This window comes from Thermosinus carboxydivorans Nor1, from assembly GCF_000169155.1.
GTDB classification, from domain to species: domain Bacteria; phylum Bacillota; class Negativicutes; order Sporomusales; family Thermosinaceae; genus Thermosinus; species Thermosinus carboxydivorans.
This window is the reverse complement of the sequence record NZ_AAWL01000024.1, coordinates 21,039-34,495: the sequence shown is the minus strand read 5'-3', so window position 1 is coordinate 34,495 and position 13,457 is coordinate 21,039. Positions and strand designations below refer to the sequence as shown.

The 13,457-nt window shown below is 54.8% G+C and carries 14 protein-coding genes; 2 read left to right on the top strand and 12 right to left on the bottom strand.

Features of this window, described 5'->3' with window-relative positions:
- On the bottom strand, nucleotides 1-476 hold a 476-nt coding region (locus TCARDRAFT_RS12365; protein ID WP_232199135.1), incomplete at its 3' end, for an IS110 family transposase.
- Between the two features lie 96 nt (nucleotides 477-572).
- Between TCARDRAFT_RS12365 and TCARDRAFT_RS15595 the strand changes: the two genes are divergently transcribed.
- The gene (locus TCARDRAFT_RS15595) at nucleotides 573-785 is read left to right on the top strand and encodes a hypothetical protein (RefSeq protein WP_156784702.1); all 213 of its coding nucleotides are present in this window, start codon (nucleotides 573-575) and stop codon (nucleotides 783-785) included.
- 56 nt (nucleotides 786-841) lie between these two features.
- On the opposite strand, the gene TCARDRAFT_RS12360 is transcribed toward TCARDRAFT_RS15595, so the two are convergent.
- From TCARDRAFT_RS12360 to TCARDRAFT_RS14715, 9 genes are all read right to left on the bottom strand, one after another.
- Nucleotides 842-1,426: a Yip1 family protein gene (locus TCARDRAFT_RS12360; RefSeq protein ID WP_007290319.1), complete on the bottom strand. Its 585-nt coding sequence runs from the start codon at nucleotides 1,424-1,426 to the stop codon at nucleotides 842-844.
- A gap of 9 nt (nucleotides 1,427-1,435) precedes the next feature.
- Entirely contained in the window at nucleotides 1,436-2,362 is a 927-nt protein-coding gene (gene sppA, locus TCARDRAFT_RS12355; protein ID WP_007290318.1) for a signal peptide peptidase SppA, read from the bottom strand.
- A 91-nt stretch (nucleotides 2,363-2,453) separates the two neighbouring features.
- Nucleotides 2,454-4,070, bottom strand: a complete 1,617-nt coding sequence (locus TCARDRAFT_RS12350; protein WP_007290317.1) for a CTP synthase — start codon at nucleotides 4,068-4,070, stop codon at nucleotides 2,454-2,456.
- Nucleotides 4,071-4,162: 92 nt separating this feature from the next.
- Nucleotides 4,163-4,528, bottom strand: coding sequence for a DNA-directed RNA polymerase subunit delta (gene rpoE / locus TCARDRAFT_RS12345; protein ID WP_007290316.1), 366 nt, complete (start codon nucleotides 4,526-4,528; stop codon nucleotides 4,163-4,165).
- Nucleotides 4,529-4,601: 73 nt separating this feature from the next.
- Nucleotides 4,602-6,272 carry an arginine--tRNA ligase gene (gene argS / locus TCARDRAFT_RS12340; RefSeq protein ID WP_007290315.1) on the bottom strand — a complete coding sequence of 557 codons (1,671 nt, stop codon included), beginning with the start codon at nucleotides 6,270-6,272 and terminating at the stop codon, nucleotides 4,602-4,604.
- Complete coding sequence (locus TCARDRAFT_RS12335) at nucleotides 6,262-6,699, bottom strand: DUF1934 domain-containing protein (protein WP_007290314.1); 438 nt, start codon at nucleotides 6,697-6,699, stop codon at nucleotides 6,262-6,264. The genes argS and TCARDRAFT_RS12335 overlap by 11 nt, the downstream gene beginning before the upstream one ends.
- A gap of 348 nt (nucleotides 6,700-7,047) precedes the next feature.
- Complete coding sequence (locus TCARDRAFT_RS12330) at nucleotides 7,048-7,551, bottom strand: hypothetical protein (RefSeq protein ID WP_007290313.1); 504 nt, start codon at nucleotides 7,549-7,551, stop codon at nucleotides 7,048-7,050.
- Between the two features lie 23 nt (nucleotides 7,552-7,574).
- Nucleotides 7,575-8,597 (bottom strand): SpoIID/LytB domain-containing protein, encoded by a 1,023-nt coding sequence (locus TCARDRAFT_RS12325; protein ID WP_007290312.1) that lies wholly within the window; start codon nucleotides 8,595-8,597, stop codon nucleotides 7,575-7,577.
- Between the two features lie 69 nt (nucleotides 8,598-8,666).
- Nucleotides 8,667-9,497 carry a VanW family protein gene (locus TCARDRAFT_RS14715; RefSeq protein ID WP_007290311.1) on the bottom strand — a complete coding sequence of 277 codons (831 nt, stop codon included), beginning with the start codon at nucleotides 9,495-9,497 and terminating at the stop codon, nucleotides 8,667-8,669.
- Nucleotides 9,498-9,633: 136 nt separating this feature from the next.
- Here TCARDRAFT_RS14715 and TCARDRAFT_RS12315 point away from each other — a divergent pair, with 136 nt between their 5' ends.
- Nucleotides 9,634-11,112 carry a Mur ligase family protein gene (locus TCARDRAFT_RS12315; RefSeq protein ID WP_007290310.1) on the top strand — a complete coding sequence of 493 codons (1,479 nt, stop codon included), beginning with the start codon at nucleotides 9,634-9,636 and terminating at the stop codon, nucleotides 11,110-11,112.
- 386 nt (nucleotides 11,113-11,498) lie between these two features.
- Here the strand turns inward: TCARDRAFT_RS12315 and TCARDRAFT_RS12310 are convergent, their stop codons facing one another.
- Both TCARDRAFT_RS12310 and TCARDRAFT_RS12305 read right to left on the bottom strand, forming a co-directional pair.
- Nucleotides 11,499-12,098, bottom strand: coding sequence for a cytochrome b/b6 domain-containing protein (locus tag TCARDRAFT_RS12310; protein ID WP_007290309.1), 600 nt, complete (start codon nucleotides 12,096-12,098; stop codon nucleotides 11,499-11,501).
- Nucleotides 12,099-12,733: 635 nt separating this feature from the next.
- Complete coding sequence (locus TCARDRAFT_RS12305; RefSeq protein ID WP_040683415.1) at nucleotides 12,734-13,402, bottom strand: hypothetical protein; 669 nt, start codon at nucleotides 13,400-13,402, stop codon at nucleotides 12,734-12,736.
- Between the last annotated feature and the right edge of the window lie 55 nt (nucleotides 13,403-13,457).

The following is a 13,457-nucleotide window of genomic DNA, read 5'->3' as shown; positions in this document are numbered from 1 at the left end:
TATGTTGCAGCCTTCCAAGAATTTTTGCAGCCGGGTTGGATTTCACGGGCGCGTTCTTGAATTTTAGAGGTGCGTAATCTTGTGATTTCCCGCATTTCCCGTTGCCTGCGCTCGGGAATGAAGCTTGGTTTTAGTAGTCCATGGCGAAGAAGCGAAGCTATCCACTCGGCATCTTTAACATCGGTTTTTCGTCCAGGTACGTTTTTAATGTGCTGAGCATTGACTATTATCGCTTTTATTCCTTCGGCTTCCAGAACGTTGATAACCGGCTTCCAGTAAACACCGGTGCTTTCCATTGCTACGATTTCAACCTCATGTTTTTTTAACCAATCGGCAAGTTTGTGCAACTGTTCTGACGTAGTGCCGAAACTGTTGCGCCGCATTTTTTCGCCTACCAGGGCACAGGCTTCAATTTTGCGTTTGTGAATGTCTAACCCGCAACACCGCTCATAAACTACCTGGACATTGTTACTCATTCTAATTCTCCTTCTGCGGCCTTATTTTGCGACTGGTGCAATCATCTCTAGGGATGTATTCTACCCTGCGTACTCTCCAATAGGAGGTGACAGTTAGTGATGCACCGAATGATTGAGGACAATCTTTGCGTCAGGCTCGAAGCGCTAGTACGCGACGTCCTTTGGTCGCCCAGCCGCAAGCTAAATATTCGCCGCAGACTATCCGTTTTCATGCTTTGTGGTGCCAATTATTGGCATGAATATCTCTGCGGTTCCAATACTCACCGTGTGATGTTCCCTGTTTTCAGCGTAGGACACGGAGAAGTATGATATTCTTCGCGCGATAAATATCGCGCCTCTGCGCTCTCCGCGGTTAGAAAAGTTTTTCAATAAAAAAGCGGCCAACGCATAACCGCAGCACTGACAAAGATGACAATCACGGCCATAACCGCCATGGCGACTAGAAAAGGAATGGCCAGCACAAGCGTGGCTTTGGCCACGCCCAGGTCATGGGCGCCTTTAATCGCCGCCACATGGAGGGCAAGGACCCAAAAGAGGACGAAGAGGGCCGACGCAGCCATTGCCAGCGGGCGCGCTCCCTCCGGCAACAGCGCCGCCAACACCCAGAGGGGAACAATAAAGATGCGGGGAAACTGGGCAAAGCCTAAGGCGGCGAACAGGCCACGCGCCGAGCCGCGGCCGCCCAAAAATTCGGCGATGAGGTGCAACAGGCCAGCGCCCATAACCCATAAGAGCAAGCTGCCCAAGAGCTGAAAAAGCACCACAACGCTGATGGTCTGTGGCATGCCGGCCGCTTTAAGGCCGAAATAAAGTCCCCACACCGGCAGCAGCACGCTGACAAGAAAAACGAGGACGGCCTGGCCAACGCGCTTTTCGCCGGCTACCCGGCGCATCGCCGCTGTCGGATGAAAGAGCACGTCATAAAGCAGTTCCAACAACTGGCCCATCATTGTCGCCTCCTACCATTTTTCCGGCAGCGCCAGCGGCGCCGTGAGCGGCAGCTGGTTGTGCGGCTGCTGCAGCACTTTTTCCAGCAGGGTGGGCGCCCGCAGACTCAAGAGATAATCCCAGGGAGAATGCTTGCCATATTCAATGACCTGCGGTTTGCCTTTGATGCCGGCCAGCCGGGCGGCGCCATCAATAGCGTCGTACAAGTTGCCCAGCTCATCTACCAGCCCCAGTTCTTTGGCCTGATTGCCGGTGTAAATGCGCCCATCGGCCAACTGCCGCACGCGGGCCGGGTCCATTTTCCGTCCTTCGGCCACAACGGCCACAAACTGATTATACATGTCATCGACCATCGCCTGAATGATGGCCCGCTCTTCCCCAGTCATGGACCGTTCCGGCGACAAAATATCTTTATGCGGGCCGCTTTTGATTTTTTCCTGGCGGATGCCGATTTTACGATAAAGTTCTTCCCAGTTGGCATAGGGGATATAGACGCCGATGCTGCCGGTCATCGTGGCCGGATTGGCATAAATTTTGTCGGTCAGGGCGGCGATCCAGTAGCCGCCCGAGGCCGCCACGTCCCCCATCGAGGTTACGACAATCTTGCCGGCCGCCCGCAGCTTTTTTACTTCCTCGCCCACTTCCTGCGATGCAGGCGCACTGCCGCCTGGGCTGTTGATGCGTAGTACCACGGCGCGCACGGCGGCATCATCCCGCGCTTCGTGCAGCTGGCGCATAATATCGTCAGTGCCCCCGTACTCGGCCAGCAAGGCGCTTTGGCCCCGTCCCCCGATGATAACGCCGTCGATATAGATAACGGCAACTTTACCCTGTGCAGCAGCGCCTTTAGTTTTCAGCCCCGGAATAATAAAGGCCGCCCCAACGAGCGAGACAAGCACGACAGCGGCGATAACATACATGACTGTCCGTTTGAACATTGGCATCCTCCTCGGTCAGTTTTTAGCATACAAAGTTAGTATTAAAAAAAGAACTGTTGGTTAACCCAACAGTGAACTCTTGGTGCGACGATTACTGTTTCGCTTCTTTGTACGTCAGGGCCGCTTTCACGAAATCGCGGAACAGCGGATGCGGATTGGTCGGCCGGGACTTGAATTCAGGGTGGAACTGGGTGCCGACAAACCAGGGATGGTCTTTAATCTCGACAATTTCCACCAGCCGGCCATTCGGCAAGGTGCCGCCAATAACCAGACCATGCTCGGTCAAAAGCTGGCGGTAGGCGTTATTGAATTCAAAGCGGTGGCGGTGCCGCTCATAAATAATTTCATCCTGATAGGCCTTGTAGGTTAAAGTCCCTTCAGTAACTTTACAAGGGTATACGCCCAAGCGCATCGTACCGCCCTTTTCCTCGACGGCGACTTGTTCGGGCATAAGGTCGATGACGGGATGGGGCGTATTGGGATCGAACTCGCTGGAATGAGCGCCTTTAAGCCCGCACACATTGCGGGCAAATTCAATGACGGCGCACTGCATGCCCAAACATAGCCCGAAGAAAGGCACTTTGTTTTCCCGAGCGTATTGAATGGTGCGGATTTTCCCTTCCACGCCGCGGTCGCCAAAGCCGCCGGGAACCAGAATACCGTCTACGTCGCCAAAAAGGGCCGCCAGGTCGGCATCCGAGCCTTCCACTTCCTGGGCATTAACCCATTTGATCTGGATGGCCGCATCGTTGGCGATCCCGGCATGGCGCAGCGCCTCGGACACGCTCATATAGGCATCCTGCAGCTGGACATACTTACCGACGATGGCGATGCGCACAGATTTGGATGGATACAAAATCTTATCCACCATTTTCCGCCACTCGGTCATGTCGGCCGTCCCCGCCGGCAGATTGAGCTTTTCCAGCACAATGCGGTCGAGACCTTCTTCCTCCAGCAAAAGCGGCACCTGGTAAATGCTGGCGGCATTACGGTTTTGAATGACGGCATTAACGTCAATGTCGCAGAACAAGGCCAATTTTTCCTTAAGTTCCTGCGACAATTCATGCTCGGTGCGGCAGACGATAATATCGGGGTGGATGCCGATGCTGCGCAGCTCTTTTACGCTGTGCTGCGTCGGCTTGGTCTTGAGCTCGCCGGCCGCCGAAATATAAGGGACTAGCGTGACATGGATGTACAGGACGTCATTGCGCCCCACTTCCTTCTTGACCTGGCGGATAGCCTCAAGGAAAGGGAGACTTTCGATATCGCCGACCGTGCCGCCGATTTCGGTGATAACAATGTCGGCGTTATCTTCCTTGCCTACCCGGTAAATGCGCTCTTTAATCTCATTGGTAATATGGGGAATGACCTGGACGGTGCTGCCCAGATAATCACCCTTGCGCTCCTTGCTGATGACCGACCAGTAAACTTTGCCGGCCGTCACATTGGAACTCTTGCTTAAATTTATGTCAATAAAGCGCTCGTAGTGCCCTAGGTCGAGGTCGGTTTCGCCGCCGTCCTCAGTGACAAATACTTCGCCATGCTGATAAGGGCTCATGGTACCGGGGTCAATGTTGATATACGGGTCAAACTTCTGAATAGTGACTTTCAGGCCCCGGTTTTTGAGCAGCCGGCCCAGCGACGCGGCCGTAATGCCTTTGCCGAGCGAAGACACTACCCCCCCGGTAACAAAAATATATTTTGCCATGAAGAAGTCCTCCTATAAAAGTGCCTGTAGGCCTGCCCGCATGGTTAGGCCCTAAAAATTGTATACCTTATTTTTGTATGTTGTCAAGCAAGTTATTCGTTATCGGCCGGCTCAACCATGGGATCCGTATAATCTTGCTGGATTTCAGCGAGCAGTTGTTGCCGCCGTAAGCTAGCGTCGGAAACAGTCGCCGCCGTCTCCTCCGCCTGGTAGCTGCCGCCGCGCTGCGGCATCCATTCGGCCAGTCCCCACATGCCTTTGCCCATATGAACAAAGCGGCTGTCCATATTAATCTGGGTATGCACTTCGGCCAGCGCCTGGGCGGGGGACTGCGTTTTCCGGCCCTTTATCTTGAGCACCTCGGTGATCAAATCGCGAAAATACATAGCGCTTCCTACCTGGCGCAGGATGCTATAAGCTATTTCTACTTCCGACAGCTGGTTTTCCGAATGCACCATTGTCTTTCCCTCCTGCACTGGTCATTGGTCATTAGGGTGTGTATATTCACCGTCCGGCAGGAAATTCCTCTTTTTACATTTTTTCCGGCGCCGTAACGCCCAGAATACTAAGCGCGTGGCGCAGGACGCGCTGCACCGCCGTTACCAGGCCAAGCCGGGCATTTTGCAAGGCCGGCTCAACACCAATAATGCGGCACTGGTTATAGAAGGCATGGAACAAGCCGGCTAAATCATGAACATAGCGGGCAATGCGGTGCGGCGCCCGTTCCCGGGCTGCGGCCGTAATTTCATCCGGATATTCGCCCAGTTTTTTAATAAGGTCGATTTCTGTTTCCGCCGTAAGGCAGGCGAGCTTATCTTCCGTCCACTCCTCAGGGCGGACGGCAATGCCGGCCTCCTCCGCCTGCCGGAATATGCTAGCAATACGGGCATGGGCATATTGGATATAGTAGACGGGATTTTCATTGGTGCGTGACTTGGCCAAATCAAGATCGAAATCAAGCTGGCTGTCGGCGGAGCGCATAATAAAGAAGAACCGCGCCGCGTCACGGCCTACTTCTTCAATAAGCTCGGCCAGCGTGACGCCTTGGCCAGTGCGCTTGGACATTTTGACCAGCTCACCGTTTTGGTACAGGCTGACCATCTGTAAAATCAGCACTTCCAGGCGCGCCGGGTCGTACCCCAGCGCGGCGATGGCGGCCTTGACCCGCGCAATATAGCCGTGGTGGTCAGCCCCCCAAATGTTGATGACGGTATCGAAGCCGCGCTCGAACTTGTTGCGGTGGTAGGCGATATCGGCCGCCAGGTAAGTCGGCACGCCGTTATCGCGGATGACCACCCGGTCTTTATCATCACCGTAAGCGGTGGAGCGGAGCCACAAGGCGCCGTCCTGTTCATAGATGTCGCCGCTTTTTTTCAGCAGTTCACAGGTAGCGGCAATGGCCCCTGTCTGATGCAGGGTGCGTTCGCTGAACCAAACGTCAAAGGTAACGCCAAAAGCTTCGAGGTCTTCGCGCAAGGCGGCCAGTTTTTCCGACAGGGCCAGTTCTTTGAAAACGGCCAGCCGCTCGGCCGGGGAAACTAGCAGATAGCGCGCCCCTTCGCGGTCAATAATCCGCTGGGCGGTGTCAATGATATCGCGGCCGCGATAACCGTCTTCCGGGAACTCTACCGGCTGACCCAAAAGCTCCAGGTAACGGGCATTGACCGAGGCCGCCAGATGGTCAATCTGACTGCCGGCATCATTAATATAAAACTCGGCCTCAACATCATAGCCAGCAGCCCGCAGCAGGTTGACAAGCGCACTGCCCACGGCGGCGCCGCGGCCATGCCCCACATGCAACGGCCCGGTCGGATTGGCACTGACAAATTCTACCTGGACGCGCCGGCCGCGCCCATAGTCAGTATTGCCATAGTTTTCGCCGGCCGCAAGGATGCGCTGAAGCAGATCGTACAGCCATCCTGGCTTGAGATAAAAATTAATAAACCCCGGCCCGGCAATGACCGCCTTCTCGAGCCACGGCGCCTGGATGCGGTCGACAATGGCCTGTGCAATAACGCGTGGATTGGTCTTCGCCGCCCGCGCCGCCTGCATGGCAAAGTTGGTGGCATAGTCGCCAAACTCCTTTTGGGGCGGCACCTCCAGCATAACCGGCGGCAATTCGTCGGCCCGGAAAGCGCCCGCGGCCATAGCCTCGCGTGCGGCTTTGGCTATCGTTTCCGTTAGCAGCTGTTTAATATCCATTTTGCCTTTCATCCTCCCGTATTTTTACGGACAGCTTGTTGGCGCTCTGCCACTGTCCCTCAATTTCCAAATCATATTCGATTTCGATATTGACGGTTGTACCGGCAATATCAACAGCCAAGCGGCTGGTATATACACTCATGCGCATCGCCCCGAAGGGCGTGACATAGGTGCTGCGGCTGCGCTGACCTTCGCGGAATTCCTGTTTCTGTTCAATATGGCCCATACGGACAACAGCGGCATGGGAGGGATAGAGTTTAATAAGGGTAGTCGTTCCCTCCATCCCGGAGACAGTACTCTCCTGGTAAGTAATATAATGGATGTTATTCTTGGTATAATACTTGCCTACCGTCACTAATTCAATCCGGTTTTCTTCCCCGTCCGCGTCGCGCTGGGTGCCAACGACGGTCACGACTACTTGTTTCATACCACCCGCTCCTCCTTGATGCCTGACCACCGGTGTAACTAGTGTTTGCCGGCGGTAGCCAAACTAACCGGAGGTTGTACACAAATTACCTATATATTACCATAAATGATCGCTAAATTCCAGAGCACTGTCACCGGCTTTACCCCCGCTTTACCGGCTAAACTATCTTTGCAAAGAAAAATACCCGCCGACCATTATTAGCGGGTATTGCATAAAAAGTCATAAGTATAACGGAGCGCCGCGACGGCCCGTGCGTACCAGACCTTGCGGCGCCTTGCCGGATGAGGCGCCACTATAGAGGCTGCCTCTCCGCTATTAATATATGCAGCTAGGGTGAAAATATTGCGATCAATAACCGATGATTAGCAGACTTTCCATTAAAGTGTAAATACGTTCGATATGACAAAGCCGCTTAACCGTATTTTGGTAAAATTCACTGCTTGCCTGCTGGCCTTGCCGCACGACCGGCACCAGCAGCACGCCATGGCGGATAACACTGGATTCGGCAAATTTGCAAATATTCTTCCAAACATTGTTGATTTCGCCTTTTTCCACTTCAACGGCAATCTGCCAACCGGGATGATAAAAGTCCACTTCAAAATTGAGGCCTTTTTTAAACAGCGGTGCATATTGGCGGTTGGTCACCGAATGAAGGAACCCTAGCGCTTGCATATCAGCAGCAATAATTTTTTCCGCTTCAATGCTTTTGCGAAAGGGGGTATTGCGAATTGCCGCCAGCTCTTGCCGGTTTTTGTTGATGATTTCGGTAAGACGGTCCACTACGGGATTAGCCTTGGCGACATACAGATACTGGCTGGGCGGGTATCGCCCAAACCACTCGTGGTCGGGCATGCGAGCCTCCTGGCGTTTACCGTTTAGTCCCAAAGTTTGCGGATTTCAGCGCCGACGTAGTAGTGTTTGAGAATTTCCTCGGCGCTGCGTCCGTCCTTAGCAAAAGTATAGGCTCCCCATTGACAGAGGCCGACACCGTTGCCCCAGCCTTTGCCCTTAAAGATAAAATGACTGCCGTCAAAGGTCATCTCTGTGATAAGGGTGGACTTAAGCCGGTCATAACCCACCGCCTTGCGGAATTCGGCGCCGTACACTTTCTTGTCACCGGCGCCGATAAAAAGGATGCGGCCCGACGGTCCTTTCTCCAGAATGGTGATATCGCCGGGGTTGCCGCTGTAGCCCACGGCGGCGGCCACTTCACCGGCGGGAATTTTGACCTCCCAGGCCTGGATGTTAGCTGGCGTATAACGGAAACTATCGTCGGTTACCGGCTGAAAGTAAGGCGTGGGCTGGGGTATTTCTTTGGGAAAACTCTCTTCCTTGGTCGCGTTAATTTGACCGTTGCTGGAATGGTAAATCGCATAAATTAGGCTGCCGGCATACAATAGCACCTGTCCCCGCGTAGCCTCGACGGCGTCGCGCACCGCAGCGTTGACCTTTTGCGGCGCGTAGGCCTGAAGTTCGTCCTTGGATGTGCTGACATCGGCGTTATGGAGCCGGCGGATGGTTCCCGCTTCAATCGCGCTGATTGTCAGCGTCCGGGAAGCGATCGCCTGGGCCTTGAGGGCCTCCAGCGGCCAGTCAGGCTCCATTTCCTGGGCGATAACCCCTTCCAGATATTTTTCCAGCGGCATATGTTCCACCTGGCCTTTATCCGCCATCCACACCGCCACGGTCGGTTCGGCCTTGTACTTGTCCGCATCAAATGGCGGCATGCCGGGAATGGGCTGTGGCGGTGGCGGCGCCGGCTGCGCTGGCGCCGGCGGAGGCGTTGGCAGCGGTGCTGGCTTTTGGGCGGGAGGGCGCAGTAGGGCAAATGCTCCCGCGACGGCTATCACGACGAAGATTGCGACTATTGCGAATACTGAGTACCGGTTATTGCGCATTCACTCCCACCTCCGGTCTTAGTATGGACGGTGCTTGGTTCTTTTATTCCTGTCCACGGCAATCAGGGGCTATTCTTTGGATAATCCCCACAGGTCGACGGTAAGTCGGTTGCTGTGCACAACGGCGCGGATAACGACCCTCTGCCGCGTAGCGTTGACAAAGCGGAGATCCTTGTCGGTATAGGTAGTAGCATCACGCCCTTTTGGCACATAGGCCACCGGCTGCGAGTGGGGATGCCGCTCGGTTACCGGCCAGCCGACGGCCAGCACGGCGTTGTATAAAGTGGACGAAACCTGGCACATGCCACCTCCCAGGCCGGGTTCCATTTGCCCATCCCTGCCGATGACCGGCGCTTCCTTAAAGCCCCGTTCGGCAGTTGGTTCACCGGTTTGGCGATTAAAGGAAAACTCGGCGCCAGGTTCAACAACGGCGTTGTTGATGAGTTTGGCCGTCAACCGGATGTTGTGGAGACGGCCGGGGCTGGCATCAAGGATTTCGGTAGTATAACTGCCCAGACGGCGGGCCTGTTCAAGCTGGGCTGCACTAATGGCCGGCTGAATATCCTGGTATATTCCTGTAATATTACTATTCGGCAGCGCCGCCATCACCCGCTCGGCGGTAGCGGTGATGTCTAGCCGGCGTCCCGGTTCGCCGTCCGTAACCTTGCCGGTTTCATCGTCAAAACGGGCATCTTTAGGAGGCCGGTAATGCTGCTGGGCCAGCGACTTAAGCACATTATCCAGTTCCGCCCTGGTCAGCCCGCCTACCGCCATCCCTTCCACGGTCACCCCCGGCGCCACGAAATCCGATATATGTTTGGGTGCCGGCGACTGCAGCCAACCACAGCCGGGCAAGGCAATAATGGTGACCATGGCCACTGCTTTCTCCCAAAATTTCACGCCGAATTTCCTCCCTTGTTTTTGCATCCTGGTAAACCAGCCTTAATATTTTGCGCAGCCGACGCCGCGTTACTCACCTTCATGCCGCTTTCTTAATACTATGATAGAGGTATTTTGTGCTAAAGAAGGTGAAAGAGTGGACGCTATACTCCGTTTGCTCGACGGCGCCGCCGGCATCAGCTGCCATTCGGGCGAAATCAAACCAGGCTGGGTATTTGTCGCCATCCGGGGACGCGCCGCTGACGGAAACGCCTATGCCGCCGAAGCCGTCCGCCATGGCGCGAAGGCGGTGGTCACCGATGCGCCTGACCGGCTGCCGCCCCTTGCCATTCCGGTTGCCGTTGTGCCGGACGCCCGCCAGGCGTTGGCCGCCTTGGCCGCCCACTTTTACAACCACCCCTCCCGCAGCCTAAACCTTGTGGGCGTCACCGGCAGCAACGGCAAAACGACCGTCGCCCTTATGCTGGAACATATTTTCCGTACCGCCGGCCACCTCCCGGGCCTAATTGGCACCGTCCGCGTCAATGTGGGAAAAATCTCCTTCCCCAGCCGGCTCACCACCCCCGATGCGGCGAGCCTTCAGCGTTACCTGGCCCTGATGCGCGACAGCGGCGTCACCCATGCCGCCATGGAAGTGTCGGCCCAGGGCGTAGAAATGAGCCGGGTCGACCATGTTACTTTTTCCTGCGGCATTTTGACCAATATCTGCGCCGACCACCTGGACTTTCACCACACTTTTGCCGACTATCTGGCGGCCAAAGAGCGCTTTCTCACCCTGCTCGGACCGTCGCCCCTAGTCGTCAACCGAGACGACGATCATTGCCGGCGCATGGCCGCCCTGGCCGGCGGCCCAGTCATAGCGGTATCGCTCACCGGTCCTGCCGACGTAACCGCCCAGATACTGCATACCCCGGCCTATGGCAGCAAGTTCCGGCTGACCTGGAGCACGCTCCCCGGCCGTCAGAACATCCCCGCCGGCCAAATCACCGTCAGCCTGCCCCTAGCGGGCCGGCATAACGTCGAAAATGCCCTGCTCGCCGCTGCAGCCGGCTTGCTGCATGGCATATCACCGGACGAGATCGCTGCTGCCTTCAGTTCCTTTCAAGGGGTGGAGCGCCGCCTGGAAATCTACCGCTGCGGCGGCTTTACCGTCATTGACGATACGGCGCTTAACCCAGGCAGCATTGACGCCGTCTTTGCCACCATCACTACTTTCCGCTATCGCCGCCTGGTGGTTGTCAATGCCATCCGCGGCGGGCGCGGCGCCGCCATCAATGCCCTCAATGCAATCACCATGGCCCGCTGGCAGGCCGCTCTGCCATTTGAACTCATTGTCACCGCTAGCGCCGATCAAGTTGGACCTGCCGACACCGTAACTGCCGAGGAGCGCCAAGCCTTTCTCGGCGAGTTAAGCCGCACCGGCGCCGCCTTTTCCTTTTACCTCGACCTACAGACTGCCATTCAGTCCGCCCTCCAGCGCCTGTATGACGGCGACTTGCTCGTACTGCTCGGCGCCCAGGGCATGGACACCGGCCGCCAAGTATTGCAGGAACAGCTCAATATTAATGTCCAGCCGCACCTGACGGCCGATTTGGCCATTGGTGCTCACCCGTAATAGTTAACTACCTTGGAAAGTAGCAAGCGGAAAGTCGAAAGTGGTAGAACGCTTTTAAATTCCAGTACTCGTGGTACCAAGGTAATGGTATAATTATCTAGCCTTAAAACCGGCAACTTCAAAATGGGGAATATAGGAACCGCAGAGATAATTATGCCGATGAAGCGGCACCACAAAACATGAAAAGTAAGCAATCGAGCTAATCAAGCGCGACAACTGTCGCGCGCGTAGCCCTTCGCGTTCTTTGCGTCCTTTGCGGTTTCGTCACTTTTTATGGTAGAACGCAGAGGGAATTTTATTTTAACCTGCGCGATGAAATCGCGTCTCCGTGTCCTCAGCGGTTAAATAAGGGTTTTCATTATTTGTGGTGCCAATTTATGGCATGATTATTTCTGTAGTGGCGGTAGTTTTGGCTCCTTATTGAGAAAACCGGTAAACATCGCTTGCAGTTTGGCCGGTTCTTCCGTAAAGACCAGGTACAAATGCAACGGAATGGTCGCGACAAAAAACATAGCAATGAAGAACTGGATGAGCCGCATAACATGCAAACCGCCGAGCAGTTTCTGTAGCCACTGGGAGTGGTCGGGAACAAACAGTCCCATACCGGTAATGGCGCCAGTCAGCACCGCCAAGCCCCAGGCGGTAAACAGAAGTTTTTGTCCAGGGTTATACCGTCCAAAATTGGGATGATGCTCGGTAATAAAGAGATAGTAGCGAAAAAAACTGCGCAAGTGGGGAAGGTCATGGCGGCTGACCAGCACTTCCGTGTACTTGCCGGTATAAACATAGTAGTATATCTGCCCCAGCAGGTTAACGGAAAGGATAAAGCCAAAAACAAGATGCACCTTGCGCATTATGCTGACAGGCAACCGCACTACGTCAAAGGGATAATGAAGATACAACCCGGTAAAGAGCAGCGTAATGACACTGGCAAACATCGTCCAGTGAAAGATGCGCACCGGCAGCGGGTGAAGAAGCAGTTTCATAAAAGCGCCTCCCGTTAGGTTATGGTGACAAACATAAAATATCCCCGCCAGCCCTGCTTCATGCACGCCTCGCGGTACCAGTATAATTCCTTGCGCAACTTCGCGTTCTTGGTGTGCACTACCCTAGAAAGTGGCAAAACCGCGAAGTACACAAAGAACACGAAGGGCTACGCGCGCGACAGTTGTCGCGCATGAACTATATAATGGAACCACAGAGGACGCGGAGGAATATTTTTTACTTTAATTTTCCGCGCGATGAATATCGCGCCTGGCGTGTTCTCCGAGGTTAAAAATAATTTTTCATTATTGGTAGCGCCATATATTGGCACGATTATCTTTGCGGTTAAAAAATTTATACTTTCTGAAATAATAAAGGCCGGAACTTAATTCCGGCCTTTCACACGCACCCCTGGATGCATTTGAAACTGCATTGCGCGCAGAGGTCGCTATCAGTGAAGCTGCTATCATATTGGCTGCGGCAGGCTTTTACCCCTTCACTGACGCTGCTTGGGACTTTATCTTCAGCCACAGCTTCATCTCCTCGGTGATAGTGTAGCCCGTTCGCCCCCGCCTATGCGCGCTTTAATGGATTAAGCAAATTCCCCTGCTGCCGCAAACCGGCGCAGGGGACGTTATTATTTCCGCCGGATTTCGTTACGGACGGCCGGGGTGCCGTTTTTGTCAACCACCGTTTGCGCAAAGTAAAACGCCGGGTTGGCGGCCTGAACAAAGCCGGTCAACCATTTCTGATAAAGACCGCGCATAACGGCGGCGTCAATGTTGGCGATGTTCCAGTGGCGGCCTTTAAGACACACGGTGTTTTCCCACGCCACTTGCTCCGGCGTGTTGATGACCAGCATGTCAGCCTGGTCACAAGGCATGCCGTTGAGAAAGTAGTCATTAAGAGCCCGGTAAATGCCGTCCGCGCCGGTTAGGTCATACTTGCCGCTAGCCTGGGCGTCGTGGCCACACTGCTCACCATGGGCGGCAAACACTTCACCCGCCGCGTTAAGGCCGGCATCACCGCAGTGGTCAACAAGGGCTTTGACAACCGCCGCCTCGCGGGTTTCCGCGAGAGTAATCTGGCGCTGCAGCCAGCCGTGAATATTGGTGTGGTCGATAACTTCAGCCAAGTCCACATCCGGCAGCGGCTCACCGTAGCTTTCCCATACCGTTGCCCGGATTTCTTCGGCCATGGGACCGCACAGTTCTTCCGCCCTCTCGTAAAGAAGTTGCTCCCGCTCAACAACGAAGCGGATTTTCTTGTAGAGCCAATAATGAATCCATCCTAAAAAAGCGCTCATGGATACCCCTCCTAATCTTTGCTTTACTTTTATCATACCCGCTTCCCTCGTCTCT

What these genes read in the sequence shown, in the direction of transcription:
- TCARDRAFT_RS12360 (WP_007290319.1), bottom strand. Translation starts at nt 1,426, where the DNA reads ATGATGGGCCAGTTGTTGGAACTGCTTTATGACGTGCTCTTTCATCCG.
- sppA (WP_007290318.1), bottom strand. Translation starts at nt 2,362, where the DNA reads ATGTTCAAACGGACAGTCATGTATGTTATCGCCGCTGTCGTGCTTGTC.
- TCARDRAFT_RS12350 (WP_007290317.1), bottom strand. Translation starts at nt 4,070, where the DNA reads ATGGCAAAATATATTTTTGTTACCGGGGGGGTAGTGTCTTCGCTCGGC.
- rpoE (WP_007290316.1), bottom strand. Translation starts at nt 4,528, where the DNA reads ATGGTGCATTCGGAAAACCAGCTGTCGGAAGTAGAAATAGCTTATAGC.
- argS (WP_007290315.1), bottom strand. Translation starts at nt 6,272, where the DNA reads ATGGATATTAAACAGCTGCTAACGGAAACGATAGCCAAAGCCGCACGC.
- TCARDRAFT_RS12335 (WP_007290314.1), bottom strand. Translation starts at nt 6,699, where the DNA reads ATGAAACAAGTAGTCGTGACCGTCGTTGGCACCCAGCGCGACGCGGAC.
- TCARDRAFT_RS12330 (WP_007290313.1), bottom strand. Translation starts at nt 7,551, where the DNA reads ATGCCCGACCACGAGTGGTTTGGGCGATACCCGCCCAGCCAGTATCTG.
- TCARDRAFT_RS12325 (WP_007290312.1), bottom strand. Translation starts at nt 8,597, where the DNA reads ATGCGCAATAACCGGTACTCAGTATTCGCAATAGTCGCAATCTTCGTC.
- TCARDRAFT_RS12310 (WP_007290309.1), bottom strand. Translation starts at nt 12,098, where the DNA reads ATGAAACTGCTTCTTCACCCGCTGCCGGTGCGCATCTTTCACTGGACG.
- TCARDRAFT_RS12305 (WP_040683415.1), bottom strand. Translation starts at nt 13,402, where the DNA reads ATGAGCGCTTTTTTAGGATGGATTCATTATTGGCTCTACAAGAAAATC.